The 23,127-nt window shown below is 57.3% G+C and carries 24 protein-coding genes; 6 read left to right on the forward strand and 18 right to left on the reverse strand.

Annotated elements, in window-relative coordinates; translation table 11 throughout:
- Nucleotides 1–97: 97 nt before the first annotated feature.
- The 8 genes from ACMWLG_RS07505 to sad all read right to left on the reverse strand — a co-directional run bounded on the left by ACMWLG_RS07505 (nt 98) and on the right by sad (nt 9,361).
- Nucleotides 98–1,549 (reverse strand): tagaturonate reductase, encoded by a 1,452-nt coding sequence (locus ACMWLG_RS07505; RefSeq protein WP_045399294.1) that lies wholly within the window; start codon nt 1,547–1,549, stop codon nt 98–100.
- Between the two features lie 118 nt (nt 1,550–1,667).
- Nucleotides 1,668–2,195, reverse strand: a complete 528-nt coding sequence (locus ACMWLG_RS07510) for a GNAT family N-acetyltransferase (RefSeq protein ID WP_045399290.1) — start codon at nt 2,193–2,195, stop codon at nt 1,668–1,670.
- A gap of 82 nt (nt 2,196–2,277) precedes the next feature.
- Nucleotides 2,278–3,243: a sensor domain-containing diguanylate cyclase gene (locus ACMWLG_RS07515; protein ID WP_023311795.1), complete on the reverse strand. Its 966-nt coding sequence runs from the start codon at nt 3,241–3,243 to the stop codon at nt 2,278–2,280.
- Nucleotides 3,244–3,362: 119 nt separating this feature from the next.
- Complete coding sequence (locus ACMWLG_RS07520; protein WP_045399287.1) at nt 3,363–4,802, reverse strand: GGDEF domain-containing protein; 1,440 nt, start codon at nt 4,800–4,802, stop codon at nt 3,363–3,365.
- 113 nt (nt 4,803–4,915) lie between these two features.
- Nucleotides 4,916–5,272 (reverse strand): DUF4186 domain-containing protein, encoded by a 357-nt coding sequence (locus tag ACMWLG_RS07525; RefSeq protein ID WP_045399285.1) that lies wholly within the window; start codon nt 5,270–5,272, stop codon nt 4,916–4,918.
- Nucleotides 5,272–6,198: a glutaminase B gene (gene glsB, locus ACMWLG_RS07530; protein ID WP_023311792.1), complete on the reverse strand. Its 927-nt coding sequence runs from the start codon at nt 6,196–6,198 to the stop codon at nt 5,272–5,274. Before glsB ends, ACMWLG_RS07525 begins: the two co-directional genes overlap by 1 nt.
- Before the next feature lie 62 nt (nt 6,199–6,260).
- Nucleotides 6,261–7,850 (reverse strand): methyl-accepting chemotaxis protein, encoded by a 1,590-nt coding sequence (locus ACMWLG_RS07535; protein WP_045399282.1) that lies wholly within the window; start codon nt 7,848–7,850, stop codon nt 6,261–6,263.
- A 122-nt stretch (nt 7,851–7,972) separates the two neighbouring features.
- Nucleotides 7,973–9,361 carry a succinate-semialdehyde dehydrogenase gene (gene sad, locus ACMWLG_RS07540; protein ID WP_045399278.1) on the reverse strand — a complete coding sequence of 463 codons (1,389 nt, stop codon included), beginning with the start codon at nt 9,359–9,361 and terminating at the stop codon, nt 7,973–7,975.
- Between the two features lie 98 nt (nt 9,362–9,459).
- Between sad and ptrR the strand changes: the two genes are divergently transcribed.
- A complete protein-coding gene (gene ptrR / locus ACMWLG_RS07545) occupies nt 9,460–10,338 on the forward strand; it encodes a putrescine utilization regulator PtrR (RefSeq protein ID WP_045399275.1) in 879 nt (292 codons plus the stop codon).
- On the opposite strand, the gene ACMWLG_RS07550 is transcribed toward ptrR, so the two are convergent.
- From ACMWLG_RS07550 to ACMWLG_RS07560, 3 genes are all read right to left on the reverse strand, one after another.
- Nucleotides 10,292–10,774: a GNAT family N-acetyltransferase gene (locus ACMWLG_RS07550; protein WP_029741250.1), complete on the reverse strand. Its 483-nt coding sequence runs from the start codon at nt 10,772–10,774 to the stop codon at nt 10,292–10,294. The two genes, ptrR and ACMWLG_RS07550, sit on opposite strands and share 47 nt — an antisense overlap.
- Nucleotides 10,775–10,858: 84 nt before the next feature.
- Nucleotides 10,859–11,650 carry a PhzF family phenazine biosynthesis protein gene (locus ACMWLG_RS07555; protein ID WP_045399271.1) on the reverse strand — a complete coding sequence of 264 codons (792 nt, stop codon included), beginning with the start codon at nt 11,648–11,650 and terminating at the stop codon, nt 10,859–10,861.
- A gap of 27 nt (nt 11,651–11,677) precedes the next feature.
- Nucleotides 11,678–12,466, reverse strand: coding sequence for a PhzF family phenazine biosynthesis protein (locus ACMWLG_RS07560; RefSeq protein ID WP_039262486.1), 789 nt, complete (start codon nt 12,464–12,466; stop codon nt 11,678–11,680).
- A gap of 177 nt (nt 12,467–12,643) precedes the next feature.
- Here ACMWLG_RS07560 and ACMWLG_RS07565 point away from each other — a divergent pair, with 177 nt between their 5' ends.
- The gene (locus ACMWLG_RS07565; RefSeq protein WP_045399264.1) at nt 12,644–13,840 is read left to right on the forward strand and encodes a sugar transporter; all 1,197 of its coding nucleotides are present in this window, start codon (nt 12,644–12,646) and stop codon (nt 13,838–13,840) included.
- A 43-nt stretch (nt 13,841–13,883) separates the two neighbouring features.
- Here the strand turns inward: ACMWLG_RS07565 and ACMWLG_RS07570 are convergent, their stop codons facing one another.
- On the reverse strand, nt 13,884–14,549 hold the full coding sequence (locus ACMWLG_RS07570) for a MarC family NAAT transporter (protein WP_023311775.1): 666 nt from the start codon (nt 14,547–14,549) through the stop codon (nt 13,884–13,886).
- Nucleotides 14,550–14,804: 255 nt separating this feature from the next.
- Here ACMWLG_RS07570 and marR point away from each other — a divergent pair, with 255 nt between their 5' ends.
- From marR to marB, 3 genes are read left to right on the forward strand one after another with little or no spacing between them, the layout of a single operon-like run.
- Complete coding sequence (gene marR, locus ACMWLG_RS07575; protein ID WP_008502236.1) at nt 14,805–15,239, forward strand: multiple antibiotic resistance transcriptional regulator MarR; 435 nt, start codon at nt 14,805–14,807, stop codon at nt 15,237–15,239.
- 20 nt (nt 15,240–15,259) lie between these two features.
- Nucleotides 15,260–15,640: an MDR efflux pump AcrAB transcriptional activator MarA gene (gene marA, locus ACMWLG_RS07580; RefSeq protein WP_008502237.1), complete on the forward strand. Its 381-nt coding sequence runs from the start codon at nt 15,260–15,262 to the stop codon at nt 15,638–15,640.
- 32 nt (nt 15,641–15,672) lie between these two features.
- Nucleotides 15,673–15,891, forward strand: a complete 219-nt coding sequence (gene marB / locus ACMWLG_RS07585; RefSeq protein WP_023311774.1) for a multiple antibiotic resistance protein MarB — start codon at nt 15,673–15,675, stop codon at nt 15,889–15,891.
- A 32-nt stretch (nt 15,892–15,923) separates the two neighbouring features.
- Here the strand turns inward: marB and eamA are convergent, their stop codons facing one another.
- Nucleotides 15,924–16,826, reverse strand: a complete 903-nt coding sequence (gene eamA / locus ACMWLG_RS07590) for an O-acetylserine/cysteine exporter (protein ID WP_045399261.1) — start codon at nt 16,824–16,826, stop codon at nt 15,924–15,926.
- 193 nt (nt 16,827–17,019) lie between these two features.
- Between eamA and ydeE the strand changes: the two genes are divergently transcribed.
- Nucleotides 17,020–18,213 (forward strand): efflux MFS transporter YdeE, encoded by a 1,194-nt coding sequence (gene ydeE / locus ACMWLG_RS07595; protein ID WP_045354945.1) that lies wholly within the window; start codon nt 17,020–17,022, stop codon nt 18,211–18,213.
- A 46-nt stretch (nt 18,214–18,259) separates the two neighbouring features.
- Here the strand turns inward: ydeE and zinT are convergent, their stop codons facing one another.
- The 5 genes from zinT to urtB are packed head-to-tail and all read right to left on the reverse strand — an operon-like array spanning nt 18,260 to nt 23,106.
- Entirely contained in the window at nt 18,260–18,901 is a 642-nt protein-coding gene (zinT, locus tag ACMWLG_RS07600) for a metal-binding protein ZinT (RefSeq protein WP_045399385.1), read from the reverse strand.
- Nucleotides 18,902–18,953: 52 nt separating this feature from the next.
- Complete coding sequence (gene urtE / locus ACMWLG_RS07605) at nt 18,954–19,652, reverse strand: urea ABC transporter ATP-binding subunit UrtE (RefSeq protein WP_045399259.1); 699 nt, start codon at nt 19,650–19,652, stop codon at nt 18,954–18,956.
- A 9-nt stretch (nt 19,653–19,661) separates the two neighbouring features.
- Complete coding sequence (gene urtD / locus ACMWLG_RS07610) at nt 19,662–20,459, reverse strand: urea ABC transporter ATP-binding protein UrtD (protein WP_045620243.1); 798 nt, start codon at nt 20,457–20,459, stop codon at nt 19,662–19,664.
- On the reverse strand, nt 20,459–21,532 hold the full coding sequence (gene urtC / locus ACMWLG_RS07615; RefSeq protein WP_045354943.1) for an urea ABC transporter permease subunit UrtC: 1,074 nt from the start codon (nt 21,530–21,532) through the stop codon (nt 20,459–20,461). The genes urtD and urtC overlap by 1 nt, the downstream gene beginning before the upstream one ends.
- Nucleotides 21,532–23,106: an urea ABC transporter permease subunit UrtB gene (gene urtB, locus ACMWLG_RS07620; RefSeq protein WP_045399255.1), complete on the reverse strand. Its 1,575-nt coding sequence runs from the start codon at nt 23,104–23,106 to the stop codon at nt 21,532–21,534. The genes urtC and urtB overlap by 1 nt, the downstream gene beginning before the upstream one ends.
- Nucleotides 23,107–23,127 lie beyond the last annotated feature (21 nt).

Raw genomic sequence — 23,127 nt, forward strand, 5'->3', positions numbered from 1 at the left:
ACCGCACGGTGCTGCATGTGGTTTTAAAAAAAGAGCAAATAGTATGTTGTAACTAAATTAAGATGTAATTAAACCCGGCCGAAGCCGGGTGACGTCATTAGCACAGGGGTTTCACCGCTGCGCGCATTCCCTTCAGGAGAATGGCGTCAAGATCCAGTGTGACCTGGTCGACAAGTCCGGAGACCTGCGTGAGATCCTGTTCCCAGTGCTCGCTCACGCTCAGCACAGATTGCACCAGCTCACGGGTGCTCAACTGCTGGTCGCGATGCTGTGCCCACAGCTGCTGATAACGTTCCAGCCAGAATGCATCATCCTGTACCGGGTAGTTTTCCCCGTTACGCTCCCCGTGATAAAACGCTATCAATCCAGCCAGCGCAAACGTCAGACGCGCTGGCAATTGTCCGCTTGCCTTCTGCCCTGCCAGCAGCTGCGGCAGGATGCGGGTACGGTATTTTGTCATGCCGTTGAGCGCGATGGAGAGCAGCTGGTGTCTGATGTAAGGGTTGCGAAAACGCCCAGTTACCGCGCTGGCGAAAGATTCCAGCTCGTCACGCGGCAGATCGAGGACAGGAATAATCTCCTGATAAATCGCTTTTTCGACAAACGCGCAGATCTCTGCATCATTCATCGCCTCGCCCACCGTATCCAGCCCGGCCTGGAATGCCACCGGCACCAGCGCCGTATGCGCGCCGTTCAGGATAGCGACTTTGCGCTCTTTGTAGGGCCTGATGTCGTCGACAATCAGCACGTTTAACGGGTACTTATCCAGACGGAGTTCCTGAGCAAGGGATGCCGGCCCCTGGATAACGAACAGATAGAAATGTTCAGCCGTATCCAGGAACCCATCGTGATAACCCAGTTCAGCCTCCAGCGTGGCCGCTTCGTCGCGCGGGTAACCGGTCACGATACGGTCGACCAGCGTAGAGCAGAAGCTGTTGGCGTCATTTAGCCACTGAATAAAGGCCGCAGGCAGGGCCCACTCCCGGGCATAGCGCAGGACGAGTTCGCGCAATGCGTCACCGTTGTAATCAATCAGCTCGCACGGAATGATGATCAAGCCTTTATCCGCTGCACCGTTGAAGTGGCTATAACGCTCAAACAGCAGTCGAGTTAGCTTCGCCGGGTAGCTCACCGCAGGGGCATCGTCGAATCTGTCCCCCGCGTGGTAGCTGATACCCGCTTCGGTGGTGTTCGAGAAAACAAAGCGCATGTCCGGATTGTGCGCCAGTTTCAGGAACGCATCATACTGGCCGTAGACGTCGATCTCCCGGTTAACCGAGCGGATTAGACGGCTCTCGCTCACCGCTTCGCCCTGCCCGTTCAGGCCGCGAATGATTGTGGTATAGAGACCATCCTGAGTGTTCAGCGACGGCGGGAAGTCGCTCTGAATAGGACGAACGATAACCACTCCGGCGTTAAGATCGGTATGTTCATTTAGCAGGTCAATTTGCCAGTCGACAAACGCACGCAGGAAGTTGCCTTCACCAAACTGAATAATGCGTTCCGGGTATTGAGCACCGGGAAAATCACGACGGTTGAGCGTGTTCACAAGAGGGTTCCTTTTATGATTAGTCATACAGCCTGATAAGATTGGTACGATAACTTATCAAAACTTAACGACCAAAAACCCTGTTTTGATCAATCCACGGTGTAGTTGTACAAAATAATCATAAGAACTTATAGAACACGGAGGTGGCCGTCATGGCGCCGTCCGGCATCAGGGCATAGCGCGGGATCTCCCCCACCTTTTGCCAGCCGGCGCGCTGGTAGAACGTCTCGGCGCCGCTGCCGGTGGAGGTATCGAGCACCAGAACCGAAATATCTCTGGCCCGCGCCTCCGCTTCAAGCGCTTCCATCAAGGCCATCGCGGCACCTTTCCGGCGCGCTTTCTCGTGAACCAGCAGCTTCGCCACATCGGCGCGATGCGGCTGGTTTTCCGGCTGGTCGACGATCAGCTGCACCGTTCCGATGACGCCGTCCTGCGGGTCGATACTGGCCAGCACGAGGCGCTCGTTGCGCCCTACGCTTTCAGCGATGCCGCGCCAGAACGAACGAGCCTTATCCAGACTAAAGGGAAGTATAAAGCTGACGGATGCCCCGCCGCTCACACAGTTTTCGAGGATCGCGGCCAGCGCATCAAGATGGGTGAGAATGTCGTCTCGGGTGAGGTTTTTAATTTGCAGTGAGGTATTCATTGTTTTTCCTTACGTTGAATACCGTCACTGTGCATTTAACATCTTCTTAACGCAAACGGATCGGACATACGCTTTTGTTATGTTACCGGGCGCGCTGGCGCTGCTGTTTCATGGCATACATCTTTTCATCGGCATCTTTTAACCACTGCTGCAGGTCGTTGCCGTTATGATCGAATTCACTGAGCCCCCACGAGAAATGGAGAGACCAGGGATGTAGCTTGCGGGCGTTATAGTTTTCTACCTGCTCGGCAAGATACTGCATGGCAATCCAGGCGCCCTGCTCATCCGTATCCGCGAACAGCACGGCGAACTCGTCCCCGCCAAAACGCACCAGCAGATCCGCCTCACGGAAAGAGGCGCGCATCAGCTGCGCCATCGCTTTCAGCGCCTTATCCCCCTCTTCATGCCCGAAGCGATCGTTAATTTCCTTAAAGCGATCCAAATCCAGCCAGCCGAGCGTGAGCGGCTCAGCGCGACGTCGGGCAACGGAAAGCGTGAACCGCACGAGCTGATTAAAGCCCCGACGGTTGAATAACCCGGTTAATTCATCCGTGGTCGCCGCGCTGATGGCAGCAAATTCATCCTCTGCCAGCGCGCCAAGGTCCCCCAGCACGGCGAGGTCGGCGGCAGAAAACTCGCGTGGAGCGTAATCAATCAGGCACAGCGAGCCAACGCTTGCGCCGTCGCGCAGGCGCAGCGGGAAGCCCGCGTAAAACCGCACGCGAGGCTCACCGGCCACCAGCGGGTTATCCGCAAAGCGATCGTCCTGAAGCATATCCCCCACCACCAGCGGCGCTTCGGTGAGGATCGTATGCCCGCAAAATGAGATATTACGCGGAACGCTTCCGGGTGCCTGACCGTCGGCCGACTTAACGATCAGCGAATGCTCATCAATGAGATTGACCATCGCCAGCGGCACCTGGAAGAAGCGTTTTGCCAGACGCGTTAAGCGGTCAAACGCCGGGGAGCTGTCGATCTCAAGCAGACCTGATTCTCGTAGCGAGTTGAGTCTGTCTGTTTCATTTTCAGGGGTTGCAGGTGCTTTCATAATGTCTCCTGACGTAAAGCGTTACTAAAAGCGTAGCTTAAACAGAGACATTGTCAGTGTTCTGACGTCCTGTTAAGCCGCTTACTATTCACGTCAATGCCTTATGACGATTAACGCAGCTATGTTTCACTCCCGGAGGGCGCGGCAATCTGCTCGTCCGCCACCCGGGCGCTGGTACGGTTTCGACCCGCTTTTTTGGAACGATAGAGATGATCGTCCGCTTCGGCCATGAGCTTGTTGAAGACCTCGGTCAGCTGCCAGGACTCAGCCTTTCCGCTGCCGAGGCCAATGCTGACCGTCAGATAGAGCGTCTGGTGACACCATGTAAAAGGATGACTGGCAACGGTGGATCGGATACGTTCAGCCAGTTCAAAACCATGCTGCGCGTCGCCTGAATTGACCACCACGGCGAACTCTTCCCCGCCCATGCGCGCCACCATGCCGTCTTCACCGACGACCTGCTGAACCTGTCGGGCAAACGACGCCAGCACGCGATCTCCGCACTCGTGGCCGTAGTTATCATTAATGCTCTTGAAATAATCAATATCCAGCAGCATGACGGTCAGAAAACGCGTATGCCGGTGCGTCTCTTCATGCTTTAACGCCTCATAAAGCCCGGAACGCGAGTAGACGTGCGTTAAAAAGTCATAATCCGCCCTCAGTGAAACCTGGCGGATCAGGGAATTAATCGCCGCCATGCTGACGGAAACCATCACCGGACAGATCGCCATCGTGGCGATCCCCAGCCGGGCTGAAAACATCATTGGCGTCGTAAACGGCGTCGCCACGGCAATATTAATAATCGAGTTGGCGACCAGAATAATTTCAGTGGCGCCCGTGATAAACGTCAGCAGACAGGTCGCAGGCAACGAGTAACGAACCGCACACCAGATAAGCGCAGGCAGAGGAAACGAGAGGCTCCCCGCTCCGCCAATCACCACCGACGCGATCACCGAGACGATCAGCGCAATCACCGGCAGCAGCTGCTCCAGACGTAGCCTGAGCTCACGCCCGGGCATGCGTAACGTGAGCATACAGGGCACAACAAGCACGCCGGTTGAGAACTGCTCGCTAAACCAGTCGGCAAACAGCGGCCAGAAGGTATGACTGTCAATCCCGACCGACCCTACAGCGCCGAGCAAGGCGCAAAGCAGCGCGGCAATCAGACAGTAGTTAAACAGGCGTAATGCGTTAAGCGGATCGGGGGTTTTCTTCATCAGCCGCTTGTCGCGCTGAACCAGCACGGCGACGACGACGATAAAGATCATGTTTGACAGGTTGATCACCACGGAGGCCATACCCCAGTTGGTCGTCACCGCGTCGTACAACAGCATCGCGACATAACATACCGCATAGTAATGCAGGCGATTCAGGTAAACATAGCGGGCGAAAATCCCTGCCATGACGCCGTTCAGCGGCCAGAACAGCGACAGGGCCTCAACGAGCCGTAATTCCGCGCCCACAAAATAGAATAAGGTTGTAAGGATGAAGATCGTCGCTGCATTTCGCAGCGGCGTGTCAACCTGGAACGGCCTGAAAGCGGTAAGAGCAGAACGCATTAAATATCATTCCATATGAAAGCTTATGGCAATTATTGCGGTCGTCAGCATGATCGGGACTAACTTGGGATGCATCTATAACACAAATACCACGGGAGTATAACTCGTCAAATTTAGGCGTTCATCTGCAGCACCAGCCAGTGGTGGATGACGCTGACGATATAATTTTGTTGCTGCGCCGTGAGCGTTACGCCCTGTGGAATGTTATGCCATTTTGCCAGACAGCCCCGGCAACAGGTTGCGGTGGCATGCTGGGCGATAAATACCGGGTGACCGCGCATGGGCGTCTGTTTACCGTCGTTGGCGGGGTGCGCGGGCGCAAGGCGCTTTTCGACAAAATCCCCGGCGTGCCGATCAATGGTTTCAGGGCCTTTGTCCCAGCAGTACTGTCTTTCCTTATCGCCTAAGCGAAAGCGCGAGCGAAATGTCGATCGCGCCAGGCGGGAAAAGAGAGGATCCAGATCGGACATCAGTATACGGAACGTCCCAGACGCTGGGTCAGTTTCTCCAGAACCGCCACGCCGGCAAGGGAATTTCCCGTTTCATCCAGTTCCGGGCTCCAGACGGCTATCGCCATTTCATGCGGCACAATCGCCACGACCCCGCCGCCGACGCCCGATTTAGCAGGAAGCCCAACGCGCCAGGCAAACTCACCGGCGTTTTGATACATCCCGCTGGTGGCCATCAGCGCGTTAACCTGCCGGGCCTGAAGCGGAGAAACCACCTCCTGATCGAGATGCGGCGCGTGCCCCTGGTGCGCAAGGAACAGGAACGTCTGGGCCAGCTCAACGCAGCTCATTTTCAGGGCGCAGTAATGGAAGTAGTTTTGCAGCACGGTCGCCACGTCGTTGTGGAAATTACCGAAGGATTTCATCAGCCACGCGATAGCCGCGTTACGGGCGGAGTGTTCAAACTCCGAGCGTGCCACCACCGCATCATAGGCAATATCGTCAACGCCAGAGAGCTGGCGAACAATCTCCAGCATTCGCTGACGCGGTGCGCTGAGGCGGCTTTGCAGCATATCGCAGACCACCAGCGCCCCGGCATTGATAAAGGGATTTCGCGGTTTACCCTGTTCAATCTCGAGCTGAAGCAGCGAGTTAAAAGGCTGGCCGGAAGGATCTTTACCGACACGCTGCCAGATCTCTTCTTCTTCATACTGGCGCATCGCCGCAACCAGACTCAGCACTTTCGAAATGGACTGAATGGAAAAACGCTCAGTCGCATCGCCTGCCTGGTATCGCTGTCCGTCGATGGTACAGATAGCAATCCCCAGCTTATTCCCGCTCACCGAGGCAAGGGCCGGAATATAGTCGGCAACCTTCCCCTTTCCAATTAACGGACGAACCTGCGCCAGAATCTCGTCCAACATCTCATTATGGATGACCGCAGCCACACTTTGCTCCTTGCCCTCAGGCTAAAACGGGCTGCGAGTATAACAGAGGCTTATGTATTGCGTCAGGCGCTAAGACGAAAACGCGAAACGGCCTGCAATAAAAGATCGGATTGCTTTTGCAGCCGCTCAGAGGCATCCGAGGCGTCTGAGACCAGCAGGTCCGTCTGACGGGAGACCTGATTCAACGCCTGAAGCTGGCGCGTCATCTGGTGAATACTGTCTCCCTGGCTGAGCGTGGCGGTTGAGATCTCATTAAGCAAACTGCTTAAATTCCCCACCAGACCGGTGACCTGCTGCAGATTCTCTTCCATCAGGTTAACGGCACGGGAACCGTCTTCAATGCCCCGCAGCGAACGGTTGATCAGCTCCTGAATGGTCTGCGTCGAGTGGCTGCTTTTTCTGGCCAAAAGCCCGACTTCCCTGGCGACGACGGCAAAGCCGCGCCCCTGGTTTCCGGCATGGGCCGCCTCGATGGCGGCATTCAGCGCCAGGATGTTGGTCTGAAACGCCACGCTGTCGATCATCGCCACGATCCCGCGCATCTCAGAAGATCGGTCGACGATCGCCTGCATAGACGCATTCACGGTAGACATCATTCGGTCGCCGCCCACGGCCGCCTGACGCGCCTCATCGGCCCGCGAGCTGGCGAGCCTGGCATAGCCGGTATTCCCTTCCACATGGCTTTCCAGCGCCGCAATATGCGCCGTCACATCCTCAAGCTCTTTTGCCTGGCGCGCTGACTGCTGATACAGCTTCTGGTTACCCTGCGCAAGGGAGTCAATGTTCTCCACCATCGTTGCGGTGGCATGGCTGACCTGCGTCACCAGCTGCTGCAGACCGTGCTGCATAGTCGCAATGCTGTCGCTAAGCTGACCTATCTCCCGGTTAAAGCGCATGACGTTCGGCGGGGTGCCGGAGAGATCCCCTGCCGCCAGCCGGTTAATATGCGCTATCAACCGACGTAGCGGCGTAATCACCCATCTGGACATGCCGAACCAGACGACAGCCGCGATGGCAAGCAACAGCACCGGCGCAAACAGGAACAACGTTTGCAGGCCGGTGAGCTGCGCCATTAAGCTCTGACGCCCCTGCATGGCCTGCTTCTCGCTTGCCTGCTGATAGCGCGCATAGTTGTCGTTAAAATCAGACTGAAACGCCTGAGCCGGTACGGCAAAAAACGCGTCGATGGTGTTGGTCTTAATCAAACCTTCAGCCTGCTCGTTGATCGCGCCGTAAAAAAGCTGATAGCTGTTCACCAGGGCGTCGTCTTTCGGCGGATTCAGCGCCAGCCAGGCCTTCCACGCCTGCTGAGAAACCGCCAGCGCCTTTTGCGCATCATCCATCAGGCTGTGCCAGCTTCCGTCGGAGCCGGTCTCTTTATCCTGCATAAACCAGACGCCGGACCGGTTGAGCAGGTCGCTTGCCGCCAGCAGGGAAACACGGGCCAGATCCAGCTTGCTCTGCTGCTGCCAGGCGAGAAGGTTTTGCTGCTCGTTGCGCTGGGCGTCGTTCAGGGAAGCGTTAAGCAGGAATGAGGAGGAGAGCTGCAGCGCGGAGAAAAGGCCAATAATGCAAAAGATACCCGTCAGCAGGCCAAAGTGACGAGGGGTGAGACGCTGCGCAATACGGCGAAAAATTTGCGTTATGTTCATAATTATCTTCATTAACAAGGCGTTAGACGCGTGCGAGTCTACGAAATGAAAATGACAGAACCATTGCAGATAAATGACAACGGCCCTCCTGATGAGGGCCGAAATCACAGGCGGGCGATAAATTACACGCGATCCTTCCAGACCGTCTGAACGTTGCAGAACTCGTGCAGCCCAAAGTGGGAAAGCTCGCGGCCAAAGCCGCTTTTCTTCACGCCGCCGAAGGCCACGCGCGCGTCGCTGGCGCTAAAGCCGTTGATAAACACCCCGCCGCACTCCAGTTCGCGGGAGAATTTATCCGCCAGCGCTGCGTCAGCGGTGAAGACGGTAGCGGACAGGCCAAAGTCGCTGTCGTTGGCAAGCGTCAGGGCGTGCTCCGCGTCTTTTGCTACCGTAACGGTCGCGACCGGACCAAACAGTTCCTGGCGGAACGCCGTCATCGACGGGGTGACGTTGGTCAGCACGGTTGGCGCGTAGTAATTGCCCTCTCCGCTGATTTTCTCTCCGCCCAGCAGCAGCGTTGCCCCTTCGGCCAGGGTGGCCTGCACCTGCTGATGCAGCTCATCGCGCAGGTCAAAACGCGCCATCGGGCCCAGGTAGTTCTCTTCTTCTTCCGGCGCGCCCATCTTTAACGCGGCGACGGCGTCGACGAAGCGGCGGGTAAAGGTGTCTGCAATCCCCGCTTCCACAATGAAGCGTTTGGCCGCCGCGCACACCTGTCCGGTATTCTGATAGCGACCCGCCACCGCCGCCTTCACAGCTAGATCCAGATCGGCATCGTTGAGAACGATAAACGGGTCGGAGCCACCCAGCTCAAGAACGCATTTTTTCAGCGCGGCTCCTGCCTGCGCGCCAATGGCCGCACCGGCACGCACGCTGCCGGTGACGGTCACCGCCGCAATACGGCGATCGTTAATCGCCTGGCTTACGCCGTCATTGGTGGCGTTCACCCAGCCGAATACGCCTTCAGGGAAACCGGCATCCGCAAAGATCTGCCCAATAAGATCCGCAGAGCCGAGCACGTTTGGCGCATGCTTAAGCAGATAGCTGTTACCTGCCAGCAGGATCGGCACCGCGCCGCGCAGCACCTGCCAGAGCGGGAAGTTCCAGGGCATTACCGCGAGAATCGGCCCCAGCGGACGGTATTCAATAACAGCGTTGTGGTTTTCCACCAGCGTGGGTTCCGCACGCAGCATCGCCGGGCCATGCTCGGCATACCAGTCGCACAGACCGGCGGATTTTGCCACTTCAGCCCGCGCCTGCAGGATGGGTTTCCCCATTTCACGGGAGATGGTCTGCGCCATCTCTTCCGCGCGATTTCGCAGCGCGGCGCCGAGATCCCGCAGCTTCTGCGCCCGATGGGACACGCTTTCGCGTCGCCACTGGCGATACCCCGCGTCTGACTGATAAATCGCGCGTTCAACCTCTTCCGGCGTCGCCCAGGCGAAGGCACCGAGGGTTTCCCCCGTTGCCGGGTTAACGGACAGGGCATGTGTAGCAGATGAATATTTCATGATGTTCTCCACGCATTTCGGTTGATTGATTGTGGCTCACTCTGCTATTTCTTAAAAATGAATAATACTAACCACCTTATTCACGAAACGAGAATGCTATGGACTTAACCCAGCTTGAAATGTTTAACGCCGTCGCGCTGACGGGCAGCATCACCCAAGCGGCGCAGAAGGTGCATCGCGTGCCGTCTAACCTGACCACCCGCATCCGCCAGCTGGAAGCCGATCTTGGCGTTGAGCTGTTTATTCGTGAGAACCAGCGTTTGCGCTTATCCCCCGCCGGGCATAACTTCCTGCGCTACAGCAGGCAGATCCTCGCCCTGGTGGATGAAGCGCGCATGGTCGTCGCGGGTGATGAGCCGCAGGGGTTATTTGCCCTCGGCGCGCTGGAAAGCACCGCCGCCGTACGCATTCCCGAAACGCTGGCGCAGTTTAACCAGCGCTATCCGCGCATTCAGTTTGCCCTTTCTACCGGGCCTTCCGGGACGATGATTGATGGCGTACTGGAGGGCACCTTAAGCGCCGCCTTTGTCGACGGGCCGCTGTCGCACCCGGAGCTGGAGGGCATGCCGGTCTACCGGGAAGAGATGATGCTGGTCACGCCTGCCGGGCACGCGGAGGTCGCCCGCGCTACGCAGGTCAGCGGTAACGACGTTTACGCCTTTCGCGCGAACTGCTCGTACCGTCGACATCTGGAAAGCTGGTTTCATGCGGACAGAGCGACCCCCGGCCGCATTCATGAGATGGAGTCCTACCACGGCATGCTCGCCTGCGTCATTGCGGGCGCGGGCATCGCGCTGATGCCGCGCTCGATGCTGGAGAGTATGCCGGGACATCATCAGGTTGAAGCCTGGCCGCTGGCGGAAAACTGGCGCTGGCTTACAACCTGGCTGGTGTGGCGGCGCGGGGCGATGACCCGCCAGCTGGAAGCGTTTATAGCGCTGCTAAACGAACGTCTTCAACCAGCGCCTTCTCCATAAACAGGCTGAGCGGATCGTCAGCGTACGGGGCAAACGCCGGCCGCAAATCATACCCGCACTGCTCGTACAGGCGAACCGCGGCGCGCTGTTTGATGCCCGTCTCCAGCCTTACCGTGTGGCAATGACGGCTCAGGGCCTCATCTTCCAGGGCGGCCAGCAGCGTTTCACCCAGATGCTGCCCGCGATGGGCCGGATCGATATAGACCCGCTTCATCTCCCCCGTTCCGTCGCCGTTGAGCACGATGGCGCCGCAGCCCACGGCGTGCAGCTGCTGGTCACGAATGACCATCAGGATCAGCGAGGCTTCCGGCAGCGCGGACAGGTCGAGAAGATGATTGCTTTCGGCGGGATAGAGCTCGCTCTGGTAGCGGTCAAGCGCCGCGATCAGGTTGAGAATGTCCGGATGACGTGCAGATTCAGAGGTAATGGAATACATGGCAGGCTCCTTGCTGTTTTTATATCAACATAGCTCAGGCCTGCCGGGGTGGTTCATAGTATTAACTTATAGCGCGTCACTCGGCTAGCGCAGGAAGATTCGCCCTTTCAGATACAGGGTAGCCTGGCCGCCAATCAGCACGCGGTCGCCCTTCAGCTCGCAGCGCAGATCCCCGCCACGGTATGACACCTGGCGGGCATTGAGTGACGTTTTGCCCAGCTTTTCGCTCCAGTAAGGGATCAGCATGCTGTGGGCGGATCCGGTGACCGGATCTTCCGGCACCCCTTCGCCCGGACAGAAGAAGCGGCTGACGAAGTCATACTCTTCTCCCGGGGCCGTCACGCAGACCATTTTATCCAGCGGAAGCATGGCCCCAATATCCGGCGTTAACGCTTCAACCTGCTGCTGGCTCTCCAGCACCACCATGTAATCGCGTCCGACGCGCACCTCTTTTGCCGCGGTGATGCCCAGCGCGCTAAACAGCAGCGCAGGTGGGTTCTCGACAACCTCCGTCGACCACGCGGGGAAGTTCAGCGTCAGCCAGTCGCCGCTGCGTTTGACGGTCAGCTCGCCGACAAAGCGCGTGGTGAAGATGATTTCGGTATGCGGGTAATCAAGGTATTCGAAAATGACGTGCGATGCGGCAAGCGTAGCGTGACCGCAGAGGTTAATTTCATCCAGCGTGGTAAACCAGCGCAGCTCAAACCCACCGTCGGTGCGCACGAAAAAGGCGGTCTCAGACTGGTTATGCTGCTGTGCCATTTTGAGCAGCGTCTCGTCCGGCAGCCACTCTTCCAGAGGACATACCGCTGCGGCGTTGCCGCCAAAGGTTTTATCGCTGAAGGCATCCACCAGATAAAAATCAATTTCCTGCATTGTCTCTTCCTCTCTTGTTATGGGTTTTTAGCGCAGAAAAACTGTGCCTTTCAGATAAAGCGTGGCCTGCCCGCTCATCAGCACGCGCGAACCTTTCAGCTCGCAGCGTACGTCGCCGCCGCGCGCTGAAACCTGACGGGCAAACATCGTGGTTTTGCCCAGCTTTTCGCTCCAGTAAGGGATCAGCATGGTGTGCGCGGAGCCGGTGACCGGATCTTCCGGGACGGAAACGCCCGGTGAGAAAAATCGGCTGACAAAATCATATTCCCCCTCACCGCGCGCCGTAACGCTCACCTTATGCTCGCCTGGCGTCATCGCCGAGAAGCGTGGCGCAAGCGCTTCAACCTGCTGGCGATTCTCCAGAACGATCAGCCAGGCGCGCCCTTTACGGGCTTCAACGTAGCGGCTGATACCCAGCGCCGAGAGCATCTCCGGCGGGGGTGTCTCCTGATGGGTTGGACATGCCGGGAAATCCAGCGTCATCCACTCCCCCTCCCGGCTGACCGTCAGGCGGCCAGAGGCGGTATCAAAGTGGATCCGCGAATCCGGGTAATCCAGCTCGGTAAACAGCACGTGCGCGGCCGCAAGCGTAGCGTGGCCGCAGAGATTGACTTCGGTAAGCGTGGTAAACCAGCGTAGCTCAATGCCCCCTTTACTGCAGACGAAAAAAGCCGTCTCCGACTGATTATGCTGCTGCGCCATTTTCAGCAAGGTCTCATCGGGTAACCATTCCTTGAGCGGGCAAACGGCGGCCGGATTGCCGCCAAATGAGGTATCGCTGAACGCATCTACCAGATAAAAATCAATCTCCTGCATTGTCTTACCGCCTGTTTTTATTGTGTTGTTCTTTTATATTCAATGAAAACGGCGTTCCCGGCTACCGCTTTCATAAGGTAAATATTGAGATCTGCGTCACATAATGGTTGAGTTTTCGCCGTTCAACGTTTTAAGATCGTCTCCTCTTCTTTTCAGCAACGAATCTCCGACATCCCTATGACAACGAACACAGTTTCCCGCAGGGTTGCGTGGCTACGCGTGGTCACGCTGGCTATTGCCGCGTTTATTTTTAATACCACAGAATTTGTTCCGGTTGGGCTGTTGTCTGACATCGCTGAAAGTTTCCAGATGGAGACGGCGCAGGTGGGCATTATGTTGACCATCTACGCCTGGGTAGTGGCGCTGATGTCCCTGCCGTTTATGCTGCTGACCAGCCAGATGGAGCGGCGCAGGCTGCTGATCGGTCTGTTTGTGCTGTTCATCGCCAGCCATGTCCTGTCGTTTATGGCGTGGAATTTTACGGTGCTGGTCATTAGCCGCATCGGCATTGCCTTTGCCCATGCGGTGTTCTGGTCGATCACCGCGTCGCTGGCTATTCGTCTCGCTCCGGCAGGGAAACGCGCCCAGGCGCTGAGCCTGATTGCCACCGGTACCGCACTGGCGATGGTCCTGGGTCTGCCGATTGGCCGCATCGTGGGGCAATACTTCGGCTGGCGTACGACGTTCTTCGCCATCGGTATGGGCGCACTGGTTACGCTGGTATGCCTGATTAAGCTGCTGCCCGCGCTGCCCAGCGAGCATTCCGGCTCGCTGAAAAGCCTGCCGCTGCTGATGCGTCGCCCGGCGCTGCTGGGTATCTACCTGCTTACCGTCATTGTGGTGACGGCCCATTACACGGCGTACAGCTACATTGAACCTTTTGTGCAGGTGGTAGCGGGCTTTAGCGCCAGCTTTGCCACCGTCCTGCTGTTGATCCTCGGCGGAGCGGGCATTATTGGCAGCGTGCTGTTCGGTAAGCTGGGTAACCGGCATGCGTCGACGCTGGTGAGCTGCGCTATCGGTCTGCTGCTGGCCTGCCTGCTGCTGCTGATGCCTGCCGCAGGCAGTGAAAGCCATCTGGCGATCCTCAGCCTGTTCTGGGGCGTGGCGATCATGATTATTGGTCTGGGCATGCAGGTGAAGGTCCTGGCCCTGGCACCGGATGCAACGGACGTCGCCATGTCGCTGTTCTCAGGGATTTTCAATCTGGGGATTGGCGCGGGCGCGCTGGTGGGAAATCAGGTAATACTGCACGTATCAATGTCGGCGATTGGCTATCTTGGCGCCATTCCGGCTCTGGTGGCGCTGATATGGTCGGTGCTCATCTTCCGTAAATGGCCGGTGGCGCTGGAAGAGCAGGGTCAGCACGGGTGAGCCTTCTTGCCGGGTGGCGGCTTCGCCTTACCCGGCAATCACATCAATGATAGGTCTTAATAATTTCCAGCACGCCGTTAATAATAAACTGCACGCCCATACAGACCAGTAAGAAGCCCATCAGCCGGGAAATCGCCTCGATACCACCCTTGCCTACCCAGCGCATAATGGCGCCAGAACTGCGCAGCGACGCCCACACGATAACCCCGATAATCGCAAAAATCAGCGGTGGCGCAACCGTCAGCACCCAGTCCGGGAAGGTTGCGCTGTCACGCACCGTCGAGGCGGAGCTGATGATCATCGCGATGGTACCCGGCCCCGCCGTGCTCGGCATGGCAATCGGCACAAAGGCGATATTCGCACTCGGTTCGGTTTCCAGCTCTTCCGATTTGCTGGCCGCTTCCGGCGACTCATGCGCTTTTTGCGCCGGGAACAGCATGCGGAAACCGATAAAGGCCACAATCAGCCCCCCGGCGATACGCAGGCCAGGGATGGAAATCCCGAAGGTGTTCATCACCACCTGTCCGGCATAGTAAGCCACCATCATGATGGCAAACACATACACCGAGGCCATCATCGACTGATGGTTGCGCTCGGCGCTGTTCATATTCCCTGCCAGCCCGAGGAACAGCGCCACCGTCGTTAACGGGTTAGCCAACGGCAGCAAGACCACCAGCCCAAGGCTGATTGCTTTTATTAAATCCAACATAGTGCGTTGTCGTCCTTATCCATATTTAACACAGCAATTATAGGGTGAAAGTGTGACATTGAGCCATGGGCGCAACGCAACGATTATTTCCGTCCTGGAAAGATAACTCACAGTTATCTATATGATTTGAAAGACCTCAAAAAAAGTTCATGAAACGTTTTAGCAATTCGTGGCATCGGATGACTCATTCAGTTGACTTATACTTGCCTGAGCAATAATATCTGCCGTGACTAACTACTTGCCAGGGCAACCATTGTGAAAAGCACCAGTGATATCTTTAACGACGTTGTTCCGCTGGGTCGTCTTATTCATATGGTAAATCAGAAAAAAGATCGCCTGCTCAATGACTATCTGTCACCGCTGGATATCACCGCAACACAGTTCAAAGTGCTGTGTTCCATTCGCTGCGAAGTGTGTATTACACCGGTTGAGCTGAAAAAGGTGCTCTCTGTCGATCTGGGCGCGTTAACCCGCATGCTCGATCGTCTCGTCTGCAAAGGATGGATAGAACGAAGCCCTAACCCGAATGACAAACGCGGCGTACTGGTGAAGCTAACCAGCGATGGCGCGGCCATGTGCGAGCAATGTCATCAATTAGTAGGACAAACACTGCATCAGGAACTAACAAAAAACTTAACGGCAGATGAAGTGGCAACCCTTGAGCTTTTGCTCAAGAAAATACTGCCGTAAACAGAAAAAGAGGTATGACGATGTCCAGACGCAATACTGACGCTATCACCATTCATAGCATTTTGGACTGGATCGAAGATAACCTGGAATCGCCGCTCTCCCTTGAAAAAGTGTCAGAGCGTTCAGGTTACTCCAAATGGCACCTGCAACGGATGTTCAAAAAAGAGACCGGTCATTCATTAGGTCAATACATTCGCAGCCGCAAGCTGACGGAAATTGCCCAGAAACTGAAAGAAAGCAATGAGCCGATCCTTTATCTGGCGGAGCGTTACGGATTTGAATCGCAGCAAACCCTGACGCGTACGTTCAAGAACTATTTTGACGTGCCGCCTCATAAGTACCGAATCACCAGCGTGCCGGGCGAATCCCGCTACCTGTATCCGTTAAAACACTGTAGTTAATCATCGCCTGTAAAGACGTAACCGAGGAAATCATGAAAGTTACCGCCTCCGCCGCCCTCGCCTTGCTGGTGCTGTTCTCCAGCCAGACCTTCGCGGAGCAAACCCCTCGTGCAACGCAGCAAAATAATCCTGATACGATAATTTTGCCGTCCGCACATGACCAGTCGCCTTATGATTTCAATCATATGGGTGCTGGTAGCGACAAATCCGACGAATTAGGCGTGCCTTATTATAATCAGCACGGCCTCTGATTCGTTTTTGCCCCGCAGACGCGGGGCTTTTTTTATGCCTTTCTTACCCGCGTCGCCCAACGAACCCGCAGACCAAACACGTTGATATACAGCCCGGCCATGATCAGCACGGCGCCAAACAGCTGCAGCGCGCTTAGCGTTTCACCCAGCAAAATCGCTGCGCTGGCCAGTCCCACCACCGGCACCAGCAGGGATAACGGTGCAACACGCCAGGTTTCATAGCGCCCCAGCAGCGATCCCCAGATCCCGTAGCCCACAATGGTGGCGACAAAGGCCAGATAGACAAGAGAAAGGATTGTGGTCAGATCGATTTCAACCAGACTGTTCAGCATCACATCCGGACCATCCAGAATAAACGACGCCGCCAGAAACGGGATTATCGGGATCAGCGCGCTCCAGACCACCAGAGACATCACCGCCGGACGCGCCTCGTGCTGCATAATCAGCTTGTTGAAGATATTCCCGCAGGCCCAGCTCAGCCCCGCCGCCAGCGTCAGCATAAAGCCGATCAGCGCCACATGCTGACCATTCAGGCTGGCTTCAATGAGCACCAGCACGCCGAATACCGCCAGCGTAATGCCCGCCAGCTGTTTGCCCTGCAGACGTTCACCAAATACGAAGGCGCCGAGAATAATGGTAAAGAACGCCTGCGCCTGTAAGACCAGCGAGGCCAGACCGGCCGGCATACCGAACTTGATGGCGCAGAAGAGAAACGCGAACTGGCCGAAGCTGATGGTCAGACCGTAGCCCAGCAGCAGATTAAAGGGGATCTTTGGACGCGCCACAAAGAAGATGGCCGGGAATGCGACCAGCAGAAAACGCAAACCGGCCAGCATCAGCGGCGGCATGTTGTGTAACCCCAGCTTGATGACCACAAAATTCAGCCCCCATACTACGACCACCAGCAACGCCAGCAGTCCGTCTTTACGCGTCATACCCTGCCCCTGAATTATTAATTATTTGTTAACAGTTCAAGGTAACAGAAAAAAGCGGGCGGCGAGAAGATCATTAATTCTGGCAGGCAGCTGAAGCACTTAGGGATAAATCAGGTGCTATACAAGCCCCTTATGTCGTGATACTCCTTTTAGGACACAACATAAAAAGCATAAGCAACTGTCGGGCAGGAATATGAAACCATCTCTCAGGCGCTCAACCGCAGCGCTGCTGGCATCGTCATTGTTATTAACCATTGGTCGGGGGGCAACGCTGCCGTTTATGACCATTTATCTCACGCGCGTCTACAGCATGAGCGTTGAGAATATTGGTTATGCCCTGACGATTGCGCTGACCATCGGCGTAGTGTTCAGCCTGGGATTTGGCATTCTTGCCGATAAGTTTGATAAAAAGCGCTACATGCTGATCGCGATCGTGGCCTTCATCGCCGGATTTGTCGCGATCCCGCTGGTCGATAACGTCACGCTGGTGGTGCTGTTCTTTGCGCTGATCAACTGCGCCTATTCCGTCTTTTCGACGGTGCTGAAGGCCTGGTTCTCCGACGTGCTCACCACGAGCCAGAAAGCGCGCGTCTTCTCGCTTAACTACAGCTTCCTGAACATTGGCTGGACGATCGGGCCGCCGATTGGCACCCTGCTGGTGATGTACAGCCTGCAGCTGCCGTTCTGGCTGGCGGCCTTCTGCGCCGCGCTGCCGCTCGGATTCATCCATTTCTTCGTGCAGAAAAGCGTTGCGCTGGATACCGCCGAGGAGAAGATGCCCTGGCAGCCGTCGGTGCTGCTGAAAGACCGCGCGCTGTTCTGGTATACGCTCTCTGGCCTGCTCGCCTCTTACGTGGGCGGATCGTTCGCCAGCTGCATTTCGCAGTATGTTCTGGCCGCCCACGCCGATAGCGATTTTGCGCAGAAGGTCGTTGCCGTGGTACTGCCCGTCAACGCCGCCGTGGTGGTGACGCTGCAATATGCGCTGGGCCGCAAGATCTCTGCCAGCAATATTCGCCCGCTGATGACCCTCGCCACCCTGTTTTTTATCGTGGGGCTGGGGGGATTTATGGTCTCTGGAGAAAACCTGGTTTACTGGGGCATCGCTGCCGCCATATTTACCCTGGGTGAGATTATCTATGCACCGGGCGAATATATGCTGATCGACAACATTGCCCCGCCGGGAATGAAGGCAAGCTATTTCTCCGCTCAGGCGCTGGGCTGGCTCGGCGCGGCGGCAAACCCGATGATCACCGGTATTATTCTGACCAACCTGCCGCACTGGTCGTTATTTGTCATCATGATGGTCGCCATCGTCATTGCGTGGCTGATGATTTTGCGTGGGATGAGCGTGAAGGCGTGGTGCGAGTCACCGAAGGTGGCGTAGCGCTTCCAGGCCGGGTGAGGCGTAGCCGCCACCCGGCAATAAAGCATCAGTGGTGCAGCATTTCTTCTACCACCTGCTCTTTGTACATCTCATTCGGATAATAGGTCGGCCAGTTATCCATCTCTTTCAGCAGCGCCTCGTGGGAGGTGTTGCCCATGAAAATGTGGAAATGGGAAGAGGCCTTCGGCGCGATGGTGTGGTCGCTGAACTGAACAAACTTCGGCGCCTTGCTGCCGGCGTCCTTACATTCAAACAGATAGCGAACGCCTTTTTTGCCCGATGCGTAGGTCAGTATTTTGTAGCCGCTGTAATCATACTGACAGCGGCTGACCGCTTTGCCTTTATGAAATTCCATCACGTTATTTTCGATGCCGATGGCATCCACGTCCGTTGCATATCCCTTACGGTAGTACGCTTTCACCTCGTCATAGGTTTTGCTTTTGTCCTTCTGCGCTTTCTGTTTAAACACCGGATCCAGCGAACCGTCCAGCAGGAATGGATAGACCGACTGCCAGGTCCCGTCCCAGTCTGACAGCGCTCTGTCCTTGACGTCCTTATCCTCAAACACGCCGTTTGCCGCCCGCTGTTCCGCTTCGGTCATCTGATGGCCGTGCGAGTGAGCAAACAGCTGGCCGCTGACCAGCAGCGCCCCCAGAGTCATGGCAAATTTTCCAATATGTGCAGCCAAAGTAACGCCCTCATTCCGTTTTATAAGAATGAGAATGTTATAATATAACATTTCAAATCGCAACCAGGCCGCGCACGCCCTCCTGCTCCATGTTTTCGCCTCGCCCGCGCTGGATAATGGTGCCGCGGGACATCAGCAGGTAGCTGTCGGCCAGCTCGGCGGCAAAGTCGTAAAACTGTTCGACAAGCAGGATCGCCATGTCGCCTCGGTTCGCCAGGGTGCGGATCACCTGTCCAATCTCTTTAATCACCGACGGCTGTATGCCTTCGGTCGGTTCGTCCAGAATCAGCAGCTGCGGACGGCTCGCCAGGGCGCGGCCAATCGCCAGCTGCTGCTGCTGTCCACCGGAGAGATCGCCCCCGCGGCGATGCTTCATCTCTTTAAGCACCGGAAACAGCTGCCAGATCTCATCCGGGACCTGCTTCGCCTCGCGGGCGGAAAATCGTGATAGCCCCAGCAGGAGGTTCTCCTCCACGGTCAGGCGCGGGAAAATCTCGCGGCCCTGCGGGACGTAAGCCACGCCAGACTGCACCCGCTGGTGCGGCCTGCTGTGGGTGATCTTTTTACCCTGCCAGATGACCTCCCCGGTTTTCGCCGGGATCAGCCCCATCAGACACTTCAGCAGCGTGGTTTTCCCGACGCCGTTGCGCCCCAGCAGGCAGGTGACTTCTCCGGTGACGGCCTCAAAACTCACGCCGCGCAGGATATGGCTGCCGCCGTAATACTGATTCAGTTCGTTAACCTGTAACATCATCGCTCCTTAGCGCCCCAGATAGACCTCAATCACCTGCTCGTTGGCCTGCACCTCGCGAAGCGAACCTTCCGCCAGCACGCGTCCCTGATGCAGCACCGTGACGTGGTCGGCGATAGTCTCAACAAAGCCCATGTCGTGCTCCACCACCATCAGGGAATGCTTACCCGCCAGCGTTTTGAACAGCTCGGCGGTGTATTCGGTTTCCGCGTCGGTCATCCCGGCGGCCGGTTCATCCAGCAGCAGCAGGTGCGGGTCCTGAACCAGCAGCATACCGATCTCCAGAAACTGTTTTTGCCCGTGCGAAAGCAGCCCGGCGCGGCGGTCGCGCTCGCTGCTAAGGCGCAGCAAAACCAGCATCTCATCGATTCGGTCGCGCTGTTCACCGTTGAGTTTTGCCCACAGGCTCGCCCAGACGGATTTATCGGTTTTCATGGCGATCTCCAGGTTTTCCCACACCGTCAGCGCTTCAAAAACCGTGGGCTTCTGGAATTTACGCCCGATCCCCTGGCGGGCAATGGCCGCAGGCTCCAGCGCGGTCAGGTCGATGGACTGATCGTAAATCGCCCTGCCGCTCTTTGGCCGCGTTTTGCCGGTGATGACGTCCATCAGCGTGGTTTTACCAGCGCCGTTAGGGCCAATCACGCAGCGCAGCTCGCCCACGCCGATATTCAGCGAGAGATCGGTCAGGGCCTGAAATCCATCAAAATTGACGTTAATGGCCTCAAGCTGCAGCACCGGGTCGGTCTGTTCACGGTAACGATCGCCCGGCAACTGGCGGGTAAATAACCCTTCGGCTGGCTGCATTATTTCTCTCCCTTTCGAAACAGACCGTAGACGCCGCGCGGTAAAAACAGCGTGACGGCGATGAAAATCAGCCCCAGGAACAGCTGCCAGTATTCCGGCATCGCGACGGTGAAGAAACTCTTGGCGCCGTTTACCAGCGCCGCGCCAATCACCGGCCCGACCAGCGTGCCGCGCCCGCCCAGCGCCACCCAGATCGCGGCTTCAATCGAGTTGGTCGGCGACATTTCGCCAGGGTTGATAATGCCCACCTGCGGGACATACAGCGCCCCCGCCAGGCCGCACAGCACGGCAGAAAGCGTCCATACCAGCAGCTTGAACCCGCGCGGATCGTAGCCGCAAAACGTCAGGCGGTTTTCGGCGTCGCGAACGGCGGTCAGGATGCGCCCAAACTTGCTCTTCGCCAGGGCAAATCCGGTGCCCAACGCCAGAATCAGCAACAGCACGGTCGCCAGAAACAGCGCGATACGGGTGGTCGTTTCCGTCACCGAAAACCCAAGCAGCGTGGTGAAGCCGGTAAAGCCGTTATTGCCGCCAAAACCGGTTTCGTTGCGAAAGAACAGCAGCATGCCGGCATAGGTCAGCGCCTGGGTCATAATCGAGAAATAGACCCCTTTGATCTTTGAGCGGAAGGCGAACCAGCCGAACACCAGCGCCAGCAGGCCCGGTACCATCACAATCAGCACCAGCGCCCAGGCAAAATGCTGGGTTCCCCACCAGAACCACGGCAGTTCGCTCCAGGAGAGAAACGACATAAACGCGGGAAGACCTTCACCCGCGGCCTGGCGCATCAGGTACATGCCCATCGCGTAGCCGCCCAGGGCGAAGAAGATACCGTGCCCGAGAGAGAGCATCCCGGCGTAGCCCCACACCAGATCCAGCGCCACCGCAACGATGGCATAGCAGAGGATCTTGCCAATCAGCGTCAGCATCCAGGTTGACAGCGCCAGCGGATGCGTCGCAGGCAGTAAGGCGAAAAACGGTAATATCAGCAGACACACCACCAGCAGGCTGCCTGCAAGTTGCGTTGTGCGCGGCGCTTTGCGCGCCAGCGTTAAGGTCAGCGGCTGGCTCATCAGTCAATCACCCTCCCTTTCAGCGCAAACAGCCCCTGAGGGCGTTTCTGAATAAACAGCACGATCGCCACCAGAATCACGATCTTGCCCAGGACCGCCCCCATCTGCGGTTCAAGAATTTTATTGAAAATACCCAGACCAAACGCCGCGGCCACGCTGCCTGCCAGCTGCCCTACGCCACCGAGAACGACCACGAGGAAGGAATCAATAATGTAGCCCTGACCCAGCTCCGGCCCGACGTTACCGAGCTGCGATAGCGCCACGCCGCCTAACCCGGCAATCCCTGATCCAAGCCCAAACGCCAGCATATCGATGCGACCTGTCGGTACCCCGCAGCAGGCGGCCATGCTGCGGTTCTGCGTCACCGCGCGCACGTTCAGCCCCAGACGGGTTTTATTCAGAATGAGCCAGGTAAAGAACAGCACCAGCAGCACGAAGCCCAGCACCACGATGCGGTTCCACGGCAGCGTCAGGTTGGCAAAAACCTGCACCCCGCCGGACAGCCATGCCGGGTTGGCCACCTCCAGGTTCTGGGCGCCAAACGTCATGCGCACCAACTGGATGAGCATCAGGCTGATCCCCCACGTTGCCAGCAGCGTTTCCAGCGGGCGACCGTACAAATGGCGGATCACGGTGCGCTCCAGCACCATTCCGATGCCCGCCGTCAGGCAGAACGCGACCGGAAGCGCGATAACGGGATAGAGCGCCAGCCACTGTGGCGCAAGCCCGGCCATTGCCTGCTGCACCATCCAGGTGGCATACGCCCCCAGCATCAGCATCTCGCCGTGCGCCATATTGATGACGCCCAGCAGGCCGTAGGTGATAGCAAGCCCCAGCGCCGCCAGCAGCAGCACCGACCCCAGGGAGAGCCCCATAAACGCCTGGCCCAGCAGATCGCCCCACATCAGTCGATGCTGGATCTGGCTAAGACTCTCCTGTGCGGCGGCGCGCACCCCGGCATCCGGCTCTGTCTGTGCCTGGGTAAACGGGGTAAGTCTGGACTCAACGTCCGGATCGTCGGACTGCCCTAATAATTCGACGGCCTTGCGGCGCACCTCTGCCTGCGGGCTGGAGAGCTGGAGATTCGCCACGGCCAGTATTAGCGCCTGACGTGCCACCGCGTCCGTTTCATCGTTTACCCGCTTTTCCAGAAAAGCGAGCATTCCGGGCTGGGCATCCCGCTGAAGCTGACGAGCTGCCGCCCGCCTTTCGGTGACACTGTCACTCACAAGCTGATGCGTAGCGATGGCCGTGGCGGCCAGCACGCGCAGCCGGTTGGTCAAACGAACGGCTTTGGCTGCCCCTTCGATCGACTTAGCGTCACCGAGCGACACCATTTGACCGCTGCGCTGCGCAAAGGCGTGCTTTTGACTGTCGGTATAGAGATTTTCTTTTTGCAGTGCCTGCAGCAGCGGCAGCCTCGCGGCGTCCGGCGCGGCGGCCCACTGCGTCAGCAACTCCGCCTGCTGGCTGCGGCTGGCGGCAACAAAACGATCGGCATCCGATGCCTGCGCCATCCCTGGCAGCAGTCCGGAAAGCCATACAAGAGCGATGAACATGCGCATGGCGTTCATGACGTTTCTCCCTGGTGATGG

The organism is Enterobacter sp. 01-M-02-SI-ECC, assembly GCF_047530595.1.
GTDB lineage: Bacteria > Pseudomonadota > Gammaproteobacteria > Enterobacterales > Enterobacteriaceae > Enterobacter > Enterobacter cloacae_M.

Coding starts and splice junctions, on each gene's coding strand:
- ACMWLG_RS07550 (WP_029741250.1), bottom strand. CDS start 10,774: ATGTATTCCATTACCTCTGAATCTGCACGTCATCCGGACATTCTCAAC.
- ACMWLG_RS07565 (WP_045399264.1), top strand. CDS start 12,644: ATGACAACGAACACAGTTTCCCGCAGGGTTGCGTGGCTACGCGTGGTC.
- ptrR (WP_045399275.1), top strand. CDS start 9,460: ATGGACTTAACCCAGCTTGAAATGTTTAACGCCGTCGCGCTGACGGGC.
- sad (WP_045399278.1), bottom strand. CDS start 9,361: ATGAAATATTCATCTGCTACACATGCCCTGTCCGTTAACCCGGCAACG.
- urtB (WP_045399255.1), bottom strand. CDS start 23,106: ATGAACGCCATGCGCATGTTCATCGCTCTTGTATGGCTTTCCGGACTG.
- ACMWLG_RS07560 (WP_039262486.1), bottom strand. CDS start 12,466: ATGCAGGAGATTGATTTTTATCTGGTAGATGCGTTCAGCGATACCTCA.
- ACMWLG_RS07520 (WP_045399287.1), bottom strand. CDS start 4,802: ATGCGTTCTGCTCTTACCGCTTTCAGGCCGTTCCAGGTTGACACGCCG.
- urtE (WP_045399259.1), bottom strand. CDS start 19,652: ATGTTACAGGTTAACGAACTGAATCAGTATTACGGCGGCAGCCATATC.
- marA (WP_008502237.1), top strand. CDS start 15,260: ATGTCCAGACGCAATACTGACGCTATCACCATTCATAGCATTTTGGAC.
- ACMWLG_RS07555 (WP_045399271.1), bottom strand. CDS start 11,650: ATGCAGGAAATTGATTTTTATCTGGTGGATGCCTTCAGCGATAAAACC.
- eamA (WP_045399261.1), bottom strand. CDS start 16,826: ATGACGCGTAAAGACGGACTGCTGGCGTTGCTGGTGGTCGTAGTATGG.
- ACMWLG_RS07510 (WP_045399290.1), bottom strand. CDS start 2,195: ATGAATACCTCACTGCAAATTAAAAACCTCACCCGAGACGACATTCTC.
- ydeE (WP_045354945.1), top strand. CDS start 17,020: ATGAAACCATCTCTCAGGCGCTCAACCGCAGCGCTGCTGGCATCGTCA.
- marB (WP_023311774.1), top strand. CDS start 15,673: ATGAAAGTTACCGCCTCCGCCGCCCTCGCCTTGCTGGTGCTGTTCTCC.
- urtC (WP_045354943.1), bottom strand. CDS start 21,532: ATGAGCCAGCCGCTGACCTTAACGCTGGCGCGCAAAGCGCCGCGCACA.
- urtD (WP_045620243.1), bottom strand. CDS start 20,459: ATGCAGCCAGCCGAAGGGTTATTTACCCGCCAGTTGCCGGGCGATCGT.
- ACMWLG_RS07525 (WP_045399285.1), bottom strand. CDS start 5,272: ATGTCCGATCTGGATCCTCTCTTTTCCCGCCTGGCGCGATCGACATTT.
- ACMWLG_RS07535 (WP_045399282.1), bottom strand. CDS start 7,850: ATGAACATAACGCAAATTTTTCGCCGTATTGCGCAGCGTCTCACCCCT.
- ACMWLG_RS07515 (WP_023311795.1), bottom strand. CDS start 3,243: ATGAAAGCACCTGCAACCCCTGAAAATGAAACAGACAGACTCAACTCG.
- ACMWLG_RS07570 (WP_023311775.1), bottom strand. CDS start 14,549: ATGTTGGATTTAATAAAAGCAATCAGCCTTGGGCTGGTGGTCTTGCTG.